14 protein-coding genes are annotated in these 17,745 nt (G+C 48.6%); 11 read left to right on the top strand and 3 right to left on the bottom strand.

The genetic code is table 11. The features are described from left to right. Positions 1-21 precede the first annotated feature (21 nt). From PUW25_RS19595 to PUW25_RS19585, 3 genes are all read right to left on the bottom strand, one after another. Positions 22-246, bottom strand: a complete 225-nt coding sequence (locus PUW25_RS19595) for a cysteine-rich CWC family protein (RefSeq protein ID WP_274337435.1) — start codon at positions 244-246, stop codon at positions 22-24. A 56-nt stretch (positions 247-302) separates the two neighbouring features. Continuing rightward, entirely contained in the window at positions 303-917 is a 615-nt protein-coding gene (locus tag PUW25_RS19590; RefSeq protein ID WP_274337434.1) for a hypothetical protein, read from the bottom strand. Positions 918-1,123: 206 nt separating this feature from the next. Beyond that, positions 1,124-3,124, bottom strand: coding sequence for an endonuclease MutS2 (locus PUW25_RS19585; RefSeq protein ID WP_274337433.1), 2,001 nt, complete (start codon positions 3,122-3,124; stop codon positions 1,124-1,126). A gap of 790 nt (positions 3,125-3,914) precedes the next feature. Between PUW25_RS19585 and thiM the strand changes: the two genes are divergently transcribed. From thiM to pulA, 11 genes are all read left to right on the top strand, one after another. After that, a complete protein-coding gene (gene thiM, locus PUW25_RS19580) occupies positions 3,915-4,757 on the top strand; it encodes a hydroxyethylthiazole kinase (RefSeq protein WP_274337432.1) in 843 nt (280 codons plus the stop codon). Between the two features lie 3 nt (positions 4,758-4,760). Then, positions 4,761-5,573, top strand: a complete 813-nt coding sequence (gene thiD / locus PUW25_RS19575) for a bifunctional hydroxymethylpyrimidine kinase/phosphomethylpyrimidine kinase (protein ID WP_274337431.1) — start codon at positions 4,761-4,763, stop codon at positions 5,571-5,573. Then, positions 5,570-6,223: a thiamine phosphate synthase gene (gene thiE, locus PUW25_RS19570; protein ID WP_274337430.1), complete on the top strand. Its 654-nt coding sequence runs from the start codon at positions 5,570-5,572 to the stop codon at positions 6,221-6,223. The genes thiD and thiE overlap by 4 nt, the downstream gene beginning before the upstream one ends. A 350-nt stretch (positions 6,224-6,573) precedes the next feature. Continuing rightward, positions 6,574-7,389 (top strand): creatininase family protein, encoded by an 816-nt coding sequence (locus PUW25_RS19565; protein WP_274337429.1) that lies wholly within the window; start codon positions 6,574-6,576, stop codon positions 7,387-7,389. Positions 7,390-7,406: 17 nt separating this feature from the next. After that, complete coding sequence (locus tag PUW25_RS19560) at positions 7,407-8,213, top strand: ABC transporter ATP-binding protein (RefSeq protein WP_274337428.1); 807 nt, start codon at positions 7,407-7,409, stop codon at positions 8,211-8,213. Positions 8,214-8,252: 39 nt separating this feature from the next. Further along, positions 8,253-9,572, top strand: coding sequence for an FAD-binding oxidoreductase (locus tag PUW25_RS19555; RefSeq protein ID WP_274337427.1), 1,320 nt, complete (start codon positions 8,253-8,255; stop codon positions 9,570-9,572). A gap of 150 nt (positions 9,573-9,722) precedes the next feature. After that, on the top strand, positions 9,723-10,496 hold the full coding sequence (locus tag PUW25_RS19550; RefSeq protein ID WP_370510370.1) for an ABC transporter permease: 774 nt from the start codon (positions 9,723-9,725) through the stop codon (positions 10,494-10,496). A gap of 42 nt (positions 10,497-10,538) precedes the next feature. After that, on the top strand, positions 10,539-11,576 hold the full coding sequence (locus PUW25_RS19545; protein ID WP_274337426.1) for an ABC transporter substrate-binding protein: 1,038 nt from the start codon (positions 10,539-10,541) through the stop codon (positions 11,574-11,576). Positions 11,577-11,712: 136 nt separating this feature from the next. Then, the gene (locus PUW25_RS19540; RefSeq protein ID WP_274337424.1) at positions 11,713-13,095 is read left to right on the top strand and encodes an amidohydrolase family protein; all 1,383 of its coding nucleotides are present in this window, start codon (positions 11,713-11,715) and stop codon (positions 13,093-13,095) included. Next, the gene (locus tag PUW25_RS19535) at positions 13,086-14,369 is read left to right on the top strand and encodes an amidohydrolase family protein (RefSeq protein ID WP_274337423.1); all 1,284 of its coding nucleotides are present in this window, start codon (positions 13,086-13,088) and stop codon (positions 14,367-14,369) included. The genes PUW25_RS19540 and PUW25_RS19535 overlap by 10 nt, the downstream gene beginning before the upstream one ends. 411 nt (positions 14,370-14,780) lie before the next feature. Beyond that, a complete protein-coding gene (gene pulA, locus PUW25_RS19530) occupies positions 14,781-17,666 on the top strand; it encodes a type I pullulanase (protein ID WP_274337422.1) in 2,886 nt (961 codons plus the stop codon). Positions 17,667-17,745: the final 79 nt, after the last annotated feature.

Raw genomic sequence — 17,745 nt, 5'->3', positions numbered from 1 at the left:
ATCACATATAGGCCAAGGGCATTAGACTTTTTCTTCTCCCCTGGCATTAAACGCATTCACACAGGCTTCACACACACATGCCTTGCGTCTCTGCTCGTCTGGAATGCGTGCCAGTAGTTCCTTGGGTATAGACAGGCTCATACACCAGCATTCCGTGTGAGGCTTCCCGGCTGCATAGGCACACCTATTAGGCTTATGGCATAAAGGGCAGAGGAGCGGATTAATTTCAATAGAGGATGAAGGCATATTTCACCTGCTTTAGGATAGAGTCATTGTTGATCATGCATGTAAAATGTCGGATTCTATGTTGAGTTCGACTTGCTTGAATTGCGCTCTTGAATTTCAAAGAACAAGAAGCAAGCCAGGTTTAAGGCAAAAAACAAAATGTTAAGCCAGATCTGATTCATATAGAGGATGAAAGAGATCAGAATCAAGAATATGAGCATTAGAGCAGTAACAATAGCATATTCAAATTTAAGCTTAAGTTTATCATATGGATAGCTGAATCCGAAGTTGTATTTGTACATAAGCCAGGATATGATCATCAGCACAGCACTGCTGAAGGTTTGTAACAGAAAAAGGCTGCGTATGCTCTGTTCCAGTACATCTAAATCCCCGTAAATGATGATGATTAAGAAAGTTTGAATCGCACCGTACAGGACGGTAGCTAGTATGGTTCGAAAGGCCGAAGGCAGCAAAGGAATCTTAACCACAATAGTAAAGAATAAGGCTAGGATAATAATGGTAATAACTGGTACCAAATTAGCGACATTCAGCTCGTTCTGTAGAAAATAGCTCTGTAAATTAACAAGCATAAGGACAAGAAGGGCGCGCTTAGTATAACGGGCAGGATTAATCTTAAATAACGTAATAATAAAGATAAATAGTGCAAATGTCTCAAGTGATGAAAAAAGCATGAATGCTAGAAATTCCAGAATATTCTTCCCCCAGTAATATGTAAATATATGCAATACCCGAACAAAGCAGCTTGACCATAATAATATGTGCTTAACTGTGAAGTAAAGTCTTTTTTTATGGAAATATTAAAGATGGACGAGGAAGAGACATTCCCCGTCCATCTTTATACATTCATTTGCATCATATCACGTATTCAATGGCACACTTAAGACTCATCTCTTGGCATTTCTATGGTGAGTCCCGGAACATGCTTCTTGGACATTTGCTTTCGTTTTTTTCGATTCTCCTTGGTCTGGGATACAACGTCAAAATCATAGTCGTCCGGATACAGCTCTTCACCTGCAATGTGCAGCTTCACTCGCTGCTTGGCAATTTTCAGTTTTTTTCCTCGAACAAGTACGGTAAGCTTGCCTTTTGGATCCTCTGCTTCGACAATAATTCCTCCTTCCTGCATATAAGGGATGTGAACCCTGTCACCCACCTGCAGCGGCCGGACCGGCTGTGCTTCCATATCACTTGGTTCAGTTCTTTTGGCAGGGGCAGCTCTCGACTCTCGGCGATCGTTATCTACCCAAATTGGATGGTCAGGTATTGGTTCTTGAGAATCTGTATGGTGATGCACGATGCTACTCTTCTCCGTGTTACTGCCGACTCCCCGTTGTCCTGACAAATCAGTTACCGTCAACGATGTGGCAGAGATCTGTTTGGAGCGCTCAATAATATATGGTGGAATTCCGAGCTTCAGAGCAATGGCATATGCATAGCTGTTTCCTGCTTCCCCGATTGTCAGGCGATACAACGGCTTAAAAGATTCTGTATCAAATTCCATGCGGGCATTCTCAAATCCGTCAGCCGAAGCTGCGAAATTTTTGATCTCCGAAAAATGAGTCGTTGCCACGACCGTCGCCTGCCTTCTATGCATCTCTTCGAGCAGAGCGATAGACAATCCGGTTCCTTCTCCAGGATCTGTACCTGACGCCATCTCATCAATAAGAATAAGCGTGGAAGGGTTCGCCATCTTCAGAATCTCGATAATGTTCTTGATGTGGGCAGAGAACGTACTCAGCTGATGCTCAATACTCTGACCATCCCCGATATCGACGGCGACTTGTTCAAATACGCTCAGCTGACTGTCTTCTCCGACAGGAACGAGAAGTCCGGACTGGGCCATGAGTGTTAGCAGCCCAATGGTCTTAAGACATAAGGTTTTGCCGCCGGTATTGGGACCTGTAATAATCAAGGACTTGAATGCCTCACCTATGTGGAAATCGAGCGGAACCATATTGTTCACGAGCGGATGCCGTGCGGACCTTAATCGAATGACTCCATGATCAACGAGATGAACGGACCGTCCCTGATAGGAGAGGGCATAGCGTGCTTTGGCGAACAAAAAGTCATATATGCCCACGGTATCCGTATTCACACGCAGCTCGTATTCAGCTTGGTCTGCTAAACGCGTCAATTCACTGAGTATCTTCATCTCCTCTCGCTGCTCCGCTGCACGATGCAGGCTGAGCTCCATCTGAAGACTGGCGATCTCGTCTGGCTCGATAAATACGGTTTGGCCACTGGCGGATTCACCGTGGACCGTTCCCCTGATCAGCTTGCGGAACTCCTTCTGAACAGGTAGGCAGTAGCGATCCCCGCGTCTTGTAATGAGCTGGTCCTGCAGAATAGCACGGTGCTTGGACAGTAGAGTATCCAGCTTCTTTTTCAGCCGTTCCTCGATGACCTGAGCCTGTTTTCTCGTCTTGAGCAGTTCTTTGCTGGCATGATCGGTAATCCGTCCTAAGTAAATACAGCGTTCCACCTCTTCACGTAGGGGATCAAGGGTGTACATGGAGCCAGCATAAGCGCTTATACTGGGGGCGATCTCCCGTTTGGACTGCATGTACTTCATAAGCTGGGTGCAGCTCCGCAGAAATTGCAGCAGATGCATGAAATCCTGTTCCGTAAATAGATAGCCGGTGTCCAGCAGATTCATAATATTTTCGATTCCTGACAATGAAGGAAGTGGGACGCTTGCTCCGTGCCGGATCAGTCCTAGTGCTTCCTCTGTTTCAGCGAGTGCCTGACGAATCTGGGTTAGACGGGTCATGGGAGTCAGTGAATCGATCTGCCGTTCTCCAAGGTAGGATACCGCGTAAGATCGCAGTTGTTCTTTGACAGTACTGTATTCGAGTCTTTGCATGCTTTGATGATTCATGGGTTATTACTCCTTTTTTTTGTAGTTATGAATGACGTTGAAGCGGATAAAACAAAAAAAGACGCAAGAAGCGAACAGTAGGGTTCGTTCTTACGTCTGTATGCATGGGTTAATTTATGGATCGGCAAAGGATGCTGCCAAGCCATACAATATAACCTGTGAATCGTCCCGGCCATCAATAAATTGTCCACTACAGAGCATAGATCTCTGGAAAATTGATGGTTTAACGGGTACAAAAAAACCGCGCTGCAAAAACAGCGCGGATGAGTTCACAAGTCAATTGGTACATCACTCATGTTCATAGAGAGTTTGATTATCCGCTGTTCTTAACTGATTTCATGAGGCATCTAAAGTCTACACATATAAATGTGCATTAAAAAATAAACATCGCAATTTCAGGCGATGAAACCATAGACAAGCCTCTGTATGAAATTTGATTAGTTAAGAACGATCACCGACATCAAAAATCTCTCCTTTTTGGATGAGTTACTTCGTATCATATGCTACAGGGCAGCGAAAGTCAACAAATTGAATGTTGGGAAGATGTACTATACAATGAAGAGGTAAGAGCAATTTTAAATAATTATATAGATACGGGAGCCTGCGGAAGCAAGCTGAGAGTACAACTAATCTGTTGTTGACCGGTTGAACCTGCCATGGATAATGCCAGCGTAGGGAGCGAACATGATGATGACGCATGCTTTCGCATGCGTTTTTTTAGTTTTGCGACACCCCTCTCAGTTCCAAGATCGGCTCCTGTGTACCTTCCAAAAAGAAAGGTCTGATCCCAATGTCTAATGTTGAACTTGAACTATCATCTCTTATTACTCGTATCCACGAAGAACAACCTTTGATCCATAACATAACGAATACGGTCGTTACGAATTTCACGGCGAACGGCTTGCTAGCTCTAGGCGCTTCCCCGGTCATGGCCTATGCGGAGGAGGAAGTGGCTGATATGGTTCAGCATGCCCGTGCGCTGGTGCTCAATATCGGAACACTTACCACAGACCTAGTCCATACGATGATTACAGCAGGCAAGGCGGCAAATGTATACGGGGTTCCTGTGCTTCTGGATCCGGTCGGAGCGGGGGCTACACCTTATCGGACGGATGCGGCACTTCGGCTTCTTCGAGAAGTAGAGATCACGCTCATTAGAGGCAATGCAGGCGAAATCAGTCATTTAATCGGGGAAGGGATGACCGTAAAAGGTGTAGACGCAGGTCAATCTGAGGTCATAGATCGAGCGCAAATGGCGGTGCGTGCAGCCCGAACACTCGGAACAACCGTCGTTGTATCTGGTCCAGAAGACGTCATTACGAATGGAGATTTAGGATTAATTATTAAATCCGGCCATCCTTTACTTACACGTGTAACAGGGACAGGCTGTCTCTTAACCTCGGTCATCGGTGCTTTTCTTGCAGTTCATGACTCGGTATGGGAAGCGGGAGCCGCAGGTCTTGGGTTTTATGGAGCGGCGGCAAGCCTCGCGGGGCAGAAGACAGAGCAGAAGGGGACCGGCAGCTTCCAGGTTGCATTCTTGGATGAGCTGTCCAAGCTTGAGCCGTCTGCATTTGAGAAGTATGTTGAAATTACCGACATGAACGAGCTGTTTATTCGGGAGGAGTCATAGTCGATGAGTATACCTAAGGCGCTTACCATTGCAGGCTCAGACAGCGGAGGCGGTGCTGGAATTCAGGCCGATATCAAAACCTTTCAGGAGCTGAATGTCTACGGTATGTCGGCACTCACTGCGGTTACTGCCCAAAATACCCTTGGCGTGCAAGGCGTACATTCTCTGCCGGTTCCATTTGTAGCCCAGCAGATCGATTCCGTTTATGCGGATCTGAGACCAAATGCCGTGAAGACAGGGATGTTATTCAGCAGCGAAATTATTGCAGAGGTTGCAAGCCAGGCTGCACGGCATCGAATAGATAAGCTGGTTATCGATCCAGTGATGATTGCAAAAGGCGGTGCGTCCTTACTTCAGTCGGAAGCAGTGACGGCGCTGGTTCAGCAGCTGCTTCCGCTTGCACTTGTCGTTACACCGAATATTCCCGAGGCGGAGGTGATGACAGGGTGCACTATTCATTCGCTGACAGACCGCAAGGAGGCGGCTAAACGAATACATGATTATGGTCCTGCCTACGTCATTGTAAAAGGAGGCCATGATGCAGGCAGTGATACGGTTACGGACCTGTTATATGATGGGACAGGCTTTACGGAGTTTGCAGGGCCAAGAGTAGACACGGTTCATTCCCATGGAACAGGCTGTACGTTCTCCGCGGCGCTTACCGCAGAATTGGCAAAAGGAAAGGATGTCCTGTCAGCGGCGAGGACAGCCAGAGATTTTGTCCAAGCTGCACTTACTGATGCACTGGGCATCGGAGGAGGACATGGCCCGACGAATCACTGGGCTTATCGCAGGCAAAAAGGAGTGAGCGTATGAGCCGGATTTCGAGTGTCCGTATGAAGGAGCTGCTTCGGGTCTATTTTGTAATGGGTAGTAGAAACTGTGTTCAAGCACCGGAGGATACACTGGAGTCTGCACTCACCGGCGGGGTGACATTATTCCAGTTCAGAGAGAAAGGTCCCGGCTGCCTTGAAGGCGCTGAGCGGATCGAACTCGCCCGGAGTTTGCAGAAGCTGTGCAGAGAGCATAATGTACCGTTTATTGTGAATGATGACGTTGACTTGGCGCTGGAAGTGGATGCGGACGGTGTCCATGTCGGTCAGGAGGACGAGGAAGCGGGCTTGGTGAGACAAAGAATTGGAGATCGAATCCTCGGCATATCGGCTCATACTATTCAAGAAGCGGCGAGAGCTTATGCGCAAGGGGCCGATTATATCGGAGTAGGCCCCATTTATCCAACAAAATCAAAGGATGATGCACAGGCCGTGCAAGGTCCGGAGATCATTAAGGCTATGCGGAACGCGAATATTACACTTCCCATTGTTGGCATCGGAGGAATTGCAGCCGACAATGCCAAGGATGTGTTTGCTTCAGGAGCAGATGGGATTGCCGTCATTTCCGCGATCAGCTATGCAGAGGATATTGCAGGCCGTGTGAGACAGCTTCAACATAACTTTAAAGCTTAACGATGAAAAAAAAGAGAAGGATAGCTGACATAATTCAGTCATCCTTCTCTTTTTTTATTTGCAAAGCATGAAAACGAAGGTTGTATTACATTCATACTTTACATAACAAATTTAAACCTCTTTTATTGCTAATCCCTCCTTAATAACGAACAATATTAAGTTTTTTCTTCTGATTTTTCGTATATAGACCCTTGAACCTAACATTAAAATAACATGGTCAAGTGCTCGAAGCACAAAATAAAGTTGTCATTTTATATAAAAAACCAAAACGACGTAAATTTTGTTTACATCATCTCCTCCTCCCATTACATTGTTTCTAACAACAATACATAACTGAGGGGTGGATATGAATGACCGCACGTTATCAAGGAATGGCTTACAACGAGTTGTTCCTCCCCAGACTGTCCGGGCCGGAGATCGGTGAACTTGCCAAGACGGGAGCTATGCTGATCCTGCCCATCGGTGCAATGGAACAGCACGGGCCGCATCTTCCTGTTTATACCGACACGCTGATTGGAGAAGGGATGTTAACGGAGGCATTCAGGCATCTGACTCCAGAGGATAATATATGGCTATTGCCGCATCTCCCTTATGGAAAAAGTAATGAGCATGCAGGGTGGAGCGGAACGGTGACTTTATCAGCGACGACTCTACTTGCCGTGTTGATGGACATCGCGGACAGCCTTGCCAGATCCGGCTTTGACAGGCTCGTATTATTTAATACACACGGCGGAAATGCAGATCTGCTTAACCTGGCTGCCAGAGATATTAGAGAGAAGACAGGGATGATGGTGTTCAGGATTGATGGAGGCGGACTCGATAATGACAAGGAGCTCCTCACACCTGAGGAGCGCATGTACGGAATTCACGCGGGTGATTCGGAAACATCGATGATCATGCACCTCCATAACGATTGGGTGCATCGCGATTTGCTTCCAAATGAATACCCGCCTGTTACTCCAGAAATGAAGCTTCAATTCAGTAACAAACGGTTTGCATGGGTGATGAAGGATTTATCGGAATCCGGTGTTTGTGGAAATGCACAGCTGGCTGCTGCCGAGAAGGGCAGCACACTGCTGTCATCCGCAGGCAGGAATGCAGCGGAGCTGTTTAAATTGATGCTTGAGTTCCAGTTCGATAAGAAAATGCAAATGGAATCCGTGTAAAAGGGAGAGATGAAACGATGAGCAGTTTGATTACAGCACAGGGAAATAAGGCAAATCTTATCCCAGGAACGACGCCGCTGGTGGAGATGGAAGGGATCAGCAAGATCTATCAGACCGGCACCATCGCGCTGCAGGACGTCAATCTCAGCATACCGGAAGGCGAGTTTGTCAGCTTTGTAGGTCCATCCGGATGCGGTAAATCTACGATATTCCGTATGATTGCCGGACTTGGAGATCCGACAGCCGGCAAAATGCGCCTGATGGGCATGGAGCCTGCCGAGGCGAGAAAAAAGAGTGACATTTCCTTCGTATTTCAGGATGCAACACTGCTTCCCTGGTGCAAGGTGATCGACAATGTGACGCTGCCGATGGAGCTGCGCAAGATCCCGAAGAAGGAAAGAGTGGAGAAGGCGATGCATGTGCTTGAAATGGTTGGACTGCAGGATTATGCGAACGCCCTTCCGCGTCAGCTCTCAGGCGGGATGAAGATGCGGGTATCGATCGCAAGAGCGCTGGCATCAGATCCGAAGCTGCTTCTTATGGATGAGCCTTTTGGAGCGCTCGATGAAATGACCAGACAGACGCTTCAGGATGAGCTGCTCGGTATATGGCAGAAGGATAAGAAAATGACGGTATTATTCGTTACACATAACGTTTTTGAAGCGGTATACCTCTCGACCTCCATCGTTGTCATGACAGCAAGACCTGGTAAAATCGCGAGCACAATTCCGGTTCCGGTTCCGTTCCCGAGAGACGAAACGTTCCGTACCGCGCCGGAGTTCAGTAAGCTGGTGGGTCAAGTATCAGAGGTGCTGCATCACTAGGATAAGTGAAAAAAATCCGTGCTCAAGGAGGATGAAGAGATGGCTGTTGAGATCGAGAAGGTGTGTATTGACGGGCTTGGAATAGATAAGGTGCTGCTTGATCTTGATTCGAGGGAAAAGCTCTCGAAAGATTACTACTGGTATTCTCCTGTCCTTGAAAAACGGCTGAAGGATAAGATTGCGGACAGTATTGTTCGACCTGAGACGGATGCTGAAGTCGAGACATTGCTCAAAATTGCATATCACCATAAAGTTCCTGTAACGGTCAGAGGGGCAGGCACTGGAAACTACGGTCAGGCGATCCCGCTCGAAGGCGGCATTGTACTCGATCTAAGCAAGCTGGATCAAATCCTGGAATGGGGAGAGAATTCAGTCCGCGTGCAATGTGGAGTCAGACTTGGAGCACTGGAGCGAGCGGCCCGGGAGCGAGAGCTTGAGCTGCGAATTTATCCGAGCACATTCATGAAGGCGACTGTTGGAGGCTATGTATGCGGTGGTTCAGGAGGGATCGGTTCCATCACCTGGGGGGACCTGTGGGACGGCAATGTAACGGAGGTCGTCGTCTATACCCTGGAAGAGGAACCGAGAAGACTGGTTGTGTCCGGCGAAGATCTTCCGGCCTATATCCATAACTATGGCACAACCGGAATTCTGACCGAGCTTGTTATTCCGCTTGCACCCAAGACCGAATGGGAGCAGTCTATCGTATTCTTTGATGATTTTATGCAGGCGATGGAATTCTCCCATGACCTGTCTCACGATGATTCCATTCGCAAGAGACTGATCTCTCCCCACGAGTGGCCCATACCTTCCTATTTCAGACCATTAAAAAAGGTAGTCCTCCCCGAGAAAGCGGCGGTTCTGTTAGAGACAGAGGAGGGAAGCCAGCCTGCCCTTGCACGTCTTGCGGAGCTGCATGGCGGAACAGTCGGCCATTACATTCCGGCTGAGAAGTACAGATCAGGCATTGGCTTGTCTGACTTTGGCTGGAATCACACCACATTATGGGCGCTTAAATGCGAGAACAATATTACCTATTTGCAGGCCGGATTCTCCTTAGCGCATTTCAGAGAACAAGTAAGGCTAGTTAAAGAAACATTTGGAGATGAAGTATTGCTTCATTTTGAATGGATGAGAAGCCGTGGCGCAGTCACTCCGTCTTCACTGCCTGTCGTGCGTTATACGACCGAGGAGCGCTTGAACGAAATCATTGATTTCTTTAACGCTAACGGAATTTATGTGGCCAACCCGCATACGTATTCATTGGACTCCGGGGGACGAGGGATATTGCCGCTCATGAAACAGAAGAAACAGGAGAATGATCCGTTAAGGCTGCTTAACCCTGGCAAGATCGATTAGAATAGGCTCTCTTGATAGAAAGGACGTGCTTAGACAATGGCAATGAATCAGCCGAAGCTTGCATATGAAAAAAAGGGTCAGAAAGAGGACAGTAATGCGCCTTCTGCCTCAGCTGTCCAAACCCCGAAAGCAGCGAAGAGCAACAATTTCATGCAAAAATTTCTTCCTCCCGCCATCGCCTTCATCGTTGTTGTCGGCCTATGGGAGATCGTAACGAGATTGCTCGGATACGCTCCCTATTTGCTTCCTAAGCCATCAGATATCGTATTATCGGCCGTGGAGAATTGGAGCAACCTGATGACATCGGTCATGACGACGGTGTATGAATCGGTGTTTGGATTCTTGCTCAGTATCGTCATCGGGGTATCCGGCGCCATACTGCTTGCCAGTTCCAAAATCATCGAAAAAGCAGTCTATCCCTATGCAATCGTGCTGCAAACGATTCCAGTTGTCGCGATCGCCCCGATTATCGTCATCTGGTTTGGTGCCGGCGTGAATTCGATTGTCATCATTGCCTTCCTGATTGGCTTCTTCCCGATGATATCCAACACCTTAATTGGTCTTAATTCTACCGATGGCAACATGCAGAACCTGTTTAAGCTATACAATGCATCACGCTGGCAGATCATGTGGAGACTGCGTCTGCCTGCCGCAATGCCTTACATTATTGCAGGACTGAAAATATCCTGTACCCTGTCTGTCGTAGGAGCTATTGTCGGTGAATACATTGCAGGCATTGGCGGGGGAGAAGGAGGTCTTGGTTATGCCATTACAGTTGCTTCTTCAAGACTCCAGACCCCTTATTTGTTCGCCTGCGGACTGTGCGCCTCCATTCTTGGGATTACCTTCTATCTGCTCGTAAGTGCCTTCTCCAAGTGGGCGCTCAGCTCCTGGCATGAGTCTGAAATGAAATCCGAGAACTAAGATAAGATTCCTGAAATCAAAATATAAGGGGGATTCAAGAGAATGAACAATTTATGGAAGAAGAAAATGTCAGGTCTCACAGTAACGATGGCACTCGCCCTTATATTTTCAGCATGCAGCAGCTCAGGCTCTGGCAGCAGTACAACCGAAGGAAGCGCCAGCGCGAGTGAAGAAGGCGACAAGGAGCCGGTAAAAATCACCCAGGTGACGAACTGGTTTGCACAGCCTGAGCATGGAGGGCAGTATACCGCTCTAGCGCAAGGCTACTACGAGGAGGCCGGTATCGATATGACCATCGAACCTGGTGGACCTCAGGTATCCTCTATGCAGATCGTGGCCTCCGGCAAAGCCCAGTTCGGTATGGGGCAAGCGGATGAAGTGCTCACTGCCAGAGACAACGGGATTCCGGTTGTAGCCATTGCAGCGATCTTCCAAAAGAGCCCGCAGGCGATGCTGTTCCATGCAGATGCGGATATTCAGGATTTTGAGGATTTAGACGGACGTAACGTATATATTGCACCAGGGTCTGGCTATTGGGACTTTATCAAGAAGAAATATGATCTGACAGAAGTGAAGGATCAGACCTATACAGGGCAATTCGTTAACTTCATTGAGGATAAGGATGCGGTCACACAGTCCTATGTCACATCAGAGCCCTATACACTCGAGCAGCAAGGGATTGAGACCCGTCATTTACTGACTTATGATGCAGGATTTCAGCCTTATTCCAATGTGCTGTTTACTACAGAAGAGTTCCTTGAGAAGAATCCTGAGGTTGTAAAATCGTTCCTTGCCGCCTCTATCAAAGGCTGGAATTATTACAAGGACAATTACGAAGAGATGAACGAGTTTCTGAAGGAAAGAAATCCGGATCTCACGCTGGAAGGGATGAAGTATGGAGCGGAGCAGGAATTTGAGCTGATTTTTACAGACGAGACGGAATCAAACGGGCTGCTCAGCATGACAGAAGAACGTTGGACGAAGCTTCAGGAGGATATGTACAGTCTTGGATTACTGAAATCCAAAGAGGATATAGGAAATGTCTTCACGACCGAATATCTTCCCGGTCCCAGCGAATAATGGATTGACAGCTTATTAAGAGCTGCAGCCTCCTGGCTTATCGGACGCCGGCCTATTGGGCAGCTGACGCATAAGCTGCAGGGGGTTTTTTGATGAGAGTGAGATATAGGGCTGTCCTGAATAGGAGGAGCGAAGCATGACAGGAACACTGCGTTTTATGAATGCCTCACTGCACGATCTTAAGAGCCGGGGCAAGCTCTATGATATTCGGATTCGTGATGGGAAATTTGAATCTGTTCAGGAGCAGACCTCAGGCGAGGAAAGGGTCCAAGCTGCGGACATTGCGTCATTTGCGCTTCCCATGGGGAGGGATATGAGCAATGAGCAGAAGGTGTTTGATCTGAAGGGACGAATGATGCTTCCTGGCCTGGTAGATATACATATGCATCTAGATAAAGCCTTCAGCCTGCCCCAGGTAGGTAATCAAACGGGGACACTGCTTGAAGCCATTCAAAATTACAGCCGTGCAGCTGCATCCTTCTCGAAGGAGACGATTCGTGCACGGATCGTACGGACCGCTCTGCAGGCGGTCTCTTATGGATCGACCAGGCTGAGATCCCATCTCGATTTTAATGTGAGTGCAGGGGAAGATGTTGCAATTCGTACAGTGGAAGCTGCACTGGAAGCTAGAGCGTTACTGAGCGGTGTGGTGGATCTGGAGCTGTATCCCATGGTTCCTTATCGCGATCTTGGAAGAAGGGGCATGGAGCTGATTGAGGAGTCGCTCAGAATGGGACTTGACGGCATTGGTGGTGCGCCGCATTTATCCCATCACCCCGATGCAGATATTGAAGGCATATTTGAGCTGGCGGTACGTCTTGGAGTACCTATTGATCTGCACTGCGATGAGACGGACAATCCTGAGATGAAGACAGTACTTAAAGTAGCTCAGGAATCACTGAAATATGATTATCATGGAAAGGTCACTGCCGGACATTTATGCTCTCTGTCTTCCATGCCCCCAGCTGAGGCTGAAGAGCTGATCGCGATGATGTCACTCGCTGGAGTTCATGCGGTTACTCTTCCGGCGGCCAATCTGTATCTTCAAGGCAGAGCAGACTTGGGTCCTGTAAGACGCGGAGTGACCCGGGTCCGTGAGCTGATGGAGGAGGGAGTTGCTCTCGCCGCGGCATCGGACAATATCCACGATCCATTCCATCCCTTCGGGAGAGGAGATCTGCTGCAAATTGCGCAGCTTACAGGCTATGCCGCCCATTATGGCAGTCCTGAGGATATGGTGCAGCTTCTCGATATGGTAACGGTGAAGCCTGCTATCATAGCCGGCATGGAGAATTACGGTATTCGCAGAGGTGGAGCAGCCGACTTCGTTATTGTGGATGCGAGGAATCCGGAGGAAGTGTTCACACATCTGCCAGCCGGCCGCTGGGTCGCGAAATCAGGAGCATGGGTCAGTGTGACCAGGGCAGCAAGCCGTTTTGGAGAGGAACGAATTCAAAGGCTGTGGGAGGCGTCGGTGTTAGAAACAGAAGGAATGGGAGGGAGAGCCGTATGGAAATGACGATGTTAAAAAATGTAATGACACAGGAAGGCCGTCATGTGGATGTATTCCTCACGTCCGGGCGCATTCATTCCATTGAGCCATCTAACGGCAGCGACGCCTGGAAAAGTGATCAGGAAGTAGAACATATTATAGATGGGCAAGGGGGACTTGTGCTCCCTGCGTTTGTAGAACCTCATATCCATTTGGATACGGTGCTCACCGCAGGTGAACCGGACTGGAACCGAAGCGGCACCTTGCTGGAAGGGATTCGGCTGTGGGGTGAACGCAAGAAGCAGCTCACCCCGGAAGATGTGCGGCAGCGGGCGAACGAAGTCATGTGTCTTCTGGTCGGACATGGAGTACTCTATATTCGGACCCACGCAGATATTTCCGATCCCCGCATGACAGCGTTAAAGACACTTCTTGCATTGAAGGAGGAATGGGCGTCTGTTGTCCAGCTTCAGGTCATCGCTTTTCCTCAGGACGGCATCGTCGCCTGTCCTGGGAATGCAGAGCGCATGGAGGAGGCGCTGCGGCTCGGTGCTGACGGTGTAGGGGCGATCCCGCATGGAGAACGAACCCGGGAGGATGGGGTAGAGTCACTTGAGATTTGCTTCGAGCTAGCGAAGAAGTACAGTGCATTCGTTCACGTCTTCTGTGATGAAACAGACGACGAGCAGTCCCGCTTCCTGGAGTGCACAGCAGCGCTTGCCATTAAGCATGAGCTGTACGGCAAAGTAACTGCCAGTCATTGCAGTGCTACCGCTTATTATAATGAGTCGTATTTTCAGAAGCTGCTTGGACTTGTCAAAGCCTCGCGTATCCATATTATTGCCTGCCCGCTGATTAACAGCTCGATGCAGGGACGATTCGATGCATACCCAAGAGGCAGAGGGATCGCGCGAATCCGGGATATGTCGAGAGCCGGCATTCCGGTTGCCATTGCCCACGATGACATGCTGACACCCTTCTATCCCTACGGAGACGGCAATCTGCTGCAGGCGGTTCATATGGCGGCACATTTGGAGCATATGACCGGAAGAGATGATGCTGCCTTGCTGCTAGATATGGTCACGAAGCATGGAGCCGGTGTTCTCGGTCTGGAGGACCATTACGGAATCGATCCTGGACATCCGGCTAATCTGGTTGTTCTTCCCGTCCAGCAGGCCGCAGACGCCATTCGGCTTCGTCCGAAGCCGCTGTATGTTATTCGCCAAGGCAGAGTTATTGCTCATACCCCTCCTATGGAGACTGAATTCTCCTTCCCTCCCTCCTATTTACAGGTCTACTAGAACTTCGATATTATGGCAAGCGGCGTCCTGATGCATATTTGCTGGGACGTCTTTTTTTGTAATGTGCATAAGCCTTTTTTTGTGGAGCAGGTATCATTAGCCGACAACCTTTGTAGGATGGTGTCATATACTATTGTGTAAGCGTTTTCTGATTTTACAATATCAGCTCTGCTCATTTCTTTCTCGTTTGGGCGGTTATAGTTTCTCTATGAAAGTGGCATAAATGATAGTAATGACGATAGAGTCATTACTCTGTAGTTTATATATTTGAGGATTTGGTTTATTAAATCCTCAACAACTTGGAATCGATCACCGTGTGCAGGGAGAAGCAGGCGAGTCTAAGAGTCATAACGCACAAACGGGTAAGACTGCAGGGTCCGTACATTATTACAATCACGGGCGGTGAGCTTGATGCAGGATTTGAATAACGTTTATTATGACAAACATGATCTCGGGTTGATTTATACACGTGAGAGCAGTGCTTTTAAGATTTGGGCTCCTACAGCGTGCAAGGTTGAAGTGGTTCTCTATGAAGATGCGGGTCAGTATGATGCTAACGGCTTGGTTATGAATCATGAGGACGGAATGGCCTATGTCATGAACCAGATGCAGGCAGGCACATGGGGGCTGACGCTTCAGGGGAATTGGGAAGGGAAATTCTATATGTACAAAGTCAGTTTCTCAGACGGACAGGTACATTATGCAGTTGACCCTTATGCAAAAGCAGTTGCAGCTGGAGGTGTACGTTCTGCAATCATCGATATGAGCAAGACCGATCCGGACGATTGGGAGGATGATGTACGTCCTCCACTGATTAAGTCAACGGATTCCATCATTTATGAGCTTCATGTACGGGATTTCTCAATGGACGAGGAATCATCCTTTCAGAAGAAAGGGCTCTACAGTGCTTTTTCGGAAGAGGGCTTAACCGATCGAGAGGGACATCGTATTGGAATAGACCATCTGAAGGAGCTTGGGGTAACCCATGTCCATCTGCTTCCGGTGTTTGACTTCAAGACGGTTAACGAATTAACAGTTCATGATGCAGAGGCAGCGGATAATAAATACAACTGGGGCTATGACCCGCAGAACTTCAATGTACCGGAGGGCTCCTATTCGAGTGATCCTTCCAATCCATATACAAGAATTCGAGAGTTCAAGGAAATGATTCGTGCCCTGCATCGCTGCGGCATTCGGGTCATTATGGACGTCGTATATAACCACACCTATGGCGTGGACGATGGACCTTTTGATGGCATTGTACCCGGGTATTATTACCGTAAAAATGGTCACGGATTTCTGTCCAATGGTTCAGGTGTAGGGAATGAGCTGGCAACAGAAAGACCGATGGTTCGAAAGTATATTAAGGATTCCGTTCGATATTGGACGGAGGAGTATCACATCGATGGCTTCCGTTTTGATCTCATGGGGCTAATCGATACACAGACGATGACCGAAATTACGGAGATGCTCAGACAGGAGCTGGATTCTTCCATCCTGGTATACGGCGAGCCTTGGACTGGCGGCGATTCACCGCTTCCGGACAAAACGCTTAAGGGTGCACAGCGAGGCAAAGGATTTGCGGTATTTAACGACCATTATCGTGCAGCGGTCAAGGGTGACAGCGATGGGTCTGGAAGCGGATTTGCGACAGGCTGGTGGGGAGTGGAAGGTGCAGTGCTGGCTGGAGTGCAGGGAGCGATACATGACTTTGCGTATTCACCGGCAGAGACGATCAATTATGTGACAGCCCACGATAACCTGAATCTCTGGGACAAAATTGTTACATCCCAAGGCATCAGAGATCTGGTAGCCTTCCCTGAATGGAGGGATGGCCGTCCAACGAGCGGAATCAGTGCTGCGGAGGCCGTTAAGCATGCGGATCCTTATCGTCATGTAGATCCAATGAACTTGTTAGACAACGATACGGTAAGACGTTCCCTGCTTGCGAATGGTGTAATTCTCACTTCACAAGGGATTCCTTTTATTCATGCAGGGGATGAGCTGCTCCGCTCCAAATTCGGAGACCATAACAGTTATCGGAGCGGAGATGCAGTGAATGCGCTGAGGTGGAGTAATAAGGCGAGGTTTCGTGCCGTATTTGATTATTACAAGGGGCTCATTGCGCTTCGGAAACAGCATGCTGCCTTTCGTTTGGAGCACCGGGATCAGGTCGAGCAGTATTTGAAAGTGCTTGAGTGCGGTAACGGGGTTCTGGCCTATATGCTGGAAGGCTATCGTGCAGGCGATGCATGGAACCGGATCATTGTTATCTATAATGGGAAAGAGCAGGATGAAAATGTAGCCGTACCGCAGGATACTTCCTGGAACATCGTTGTCAGTGATCGTGCAGCCGGTGAGAAGGTGCTGGCGCAAGTGACTTCGCAGGTTGTCGTCCCAAGGCTGTCCATTATGGTGCTCTATGATCGAATGAGCGGGATCGAAGTGCCTGTGCTGTCTTCCATTGAAATTATGACCAAGAGAAGAGCGGTGGCAGCAGGAGAACATTTTCAATTCGAAGCGGTTTATCGAGATCAGCACGGCAAGCGAATGGACGGAATGACAGCGGTCTGGCGCTCCTCGGATGATCGAGTAATCCAGGTAAGACAGACGGGCAAAGCGAGGAGTCTCATGAATGGACAATGCTTCATCACTGCAGCTCATGGAGAAATATCCTCGTCGGTTCAGATGTGGGTCGATGATCTATATCCTGCCCGCATTGAAATCGGTGTCGACAAATCCATCTATGCCACTCAGACTTATCGTCCTCATGTAACGGTCTGGAACCAATATGAAGAAGTGATGGTTGGTGCTCCTTATACACTGGAGACAACGACACCCCGAGTGATTGCGCTGGATAATGGCAGAGTCAAAGCCATCCGCCCCGGCACAGCAGTGGTGGCTGCAAGTGCAGGTGAGGTCAGGGCAGAGCATCATTTTCAAGTTCAGCCGTATTATGTGCGCACGGTGGAAATAGAATATTCCCGGCCAGATGGGCATTACGAAGGCTGGAACGTCTGGGTATGGGGCACGGGTATCCACGACGGCAAAATCCCTTTACATGCTGAGGGTGGTCATTCTGTGAAGGCAAGGATCAGAGTGGCACCCGGCATTAAACGGATCGGGTATATCATTCGGTTGAATGAGTGGGAGAAGCGAGAAGGGGATCGCGATTACTTCTTAGATATTCCGCCTTCTCCTGAACGAATCAAGGTTCATGTACACAGCGGGACAAGAGAAGTGGTCGTTGCCGTCGGCGGTCAGAAGATACGCTTGCATGGACTTAGCAGTGCATGATGATGGGAATAGAAATGCTGGATTTAATAAGTCGTTATTGTGGGAGAAATAGTGGTGTTTAAGTAATGACACTTGAAGT

Origin of the sequence: Paenibacillus urinalis, from assembly GCF_028747985.1 — a bacterium.
GTDB classification, from domain to species: domain Bacteria; phylum Bacillota; class Bacilli; order Paenibacillales; family Paenibacillaceae; genus Paenibacillus; species Paenibacillus urinalis.
The sequence above is the reverse complement of the archived record's forward strand: the minus strand, read 5'-3'. Positions and strand labels throughout refer to the sequence as shown.

What these genes read in the sequence shown, in the direction of transcription:
- PUW25_RS19590 (WP_274337434.1), bottom strand. Translation starts at nt 917, where the DNA reads ATGCTTTTTTCATCACTTGAGACATTTGCACTATTTATCTTTATTATT.
- PUW25_RS19555 (WP_274337427.1), top strand. Translation starts at nt 8,253, where the DNA reads ATGGCTGTTGAGATCGAGAAGGTGTGTATTGACGGGCTTGGAATAGAT.
- PUW25_RS19595 (WP_274337435.1), bottom strand. Translation starts at nt 246, where the DNA reads ATGCCTTCATCCTCTATTGAAATTAATCCGCTCCTCTGCCCTTTATGC.
- thiD (WP_274337431.1), top strand. Translation starts at nt 4,761, where the DNA reads ATGAGTATACCTAAGGCGCTTACCATTGCAGGCTCAGACAGCGGAGGC.
- PUW25_RS19535 (WP_274337423.1), top strand. Translation starts at nt 13,086, where the DNA reads ATGGAAATGACGATGTTAAAAAATGTAATGACACAGGAAGGCCGTCAT.
- PUW25_RS19545 (WP_274337426.1), top strand. Translation starts at nt 10,539, where the DNA reads ATGAACAATTTATGGAAGAAGAAAATGTCAGGTCTCACAGTAACGATG.
- thiE (WP_274337430.1), top strand. Translation starts at nt 5,570, where the DNA reads ATGAGCCGGATTTCGAGTGTCCGTATGAAGGAGCTGCTTCGGGTCTAT.
- thiM (WP_274337432.1), top strand. Translation starts at nt 3,915, where the DNA reads ATGTCTAATGTTGAACTTGAACTATCATCTCTTATTACTCGTATCCAC.
- PUW25_RS19565 (WP_274337429.1), top strand. Translation starts at nt 6,574, where the DNA reads ATGACCGCACGTTATCAAGGAATGGCTTACAACGAGTTGTTCCTCCCC.
- PUW25_RS19550 (WP_370510370.1), top strand. Translation starts at nt 9,723, where the DNA reads ATGCAAAAATTTCTTCCTCCCGCCATCGCCTTCATCGTTGTTGTCGGC.
- PUW25_RS19560 (WP_274337428.1), top strand. Translation starts at nt 7,407, where the DNA reads ATGAGCAGTTTGATTACAGCACAGGGAAATAAGGCAAATCTTATCCCA.
- pulA (WP_274337422.1), top strand. Translation starts at nt 14,781, where the DNA reads ATGCAGGATTTGAATAACGTTTATTATGACAAACATGATCTCGGGTTG.
- PUW25_RS19540 (WP_274337424.1), top strand. Translation starts at nt 11,713, where the DNA reads ATGACAGGAACACTGCGTTTTATGAATGCCTCACTGCACGATCTTAAG.
- PUW25_RS19585 (WP_274337433.1), bottom strand. Translation starts at nt 3,124, where the DNA reads ATGAATCATCAAAGCATGCAAAGACTCGAATACAGTACTGTCAAAGAA.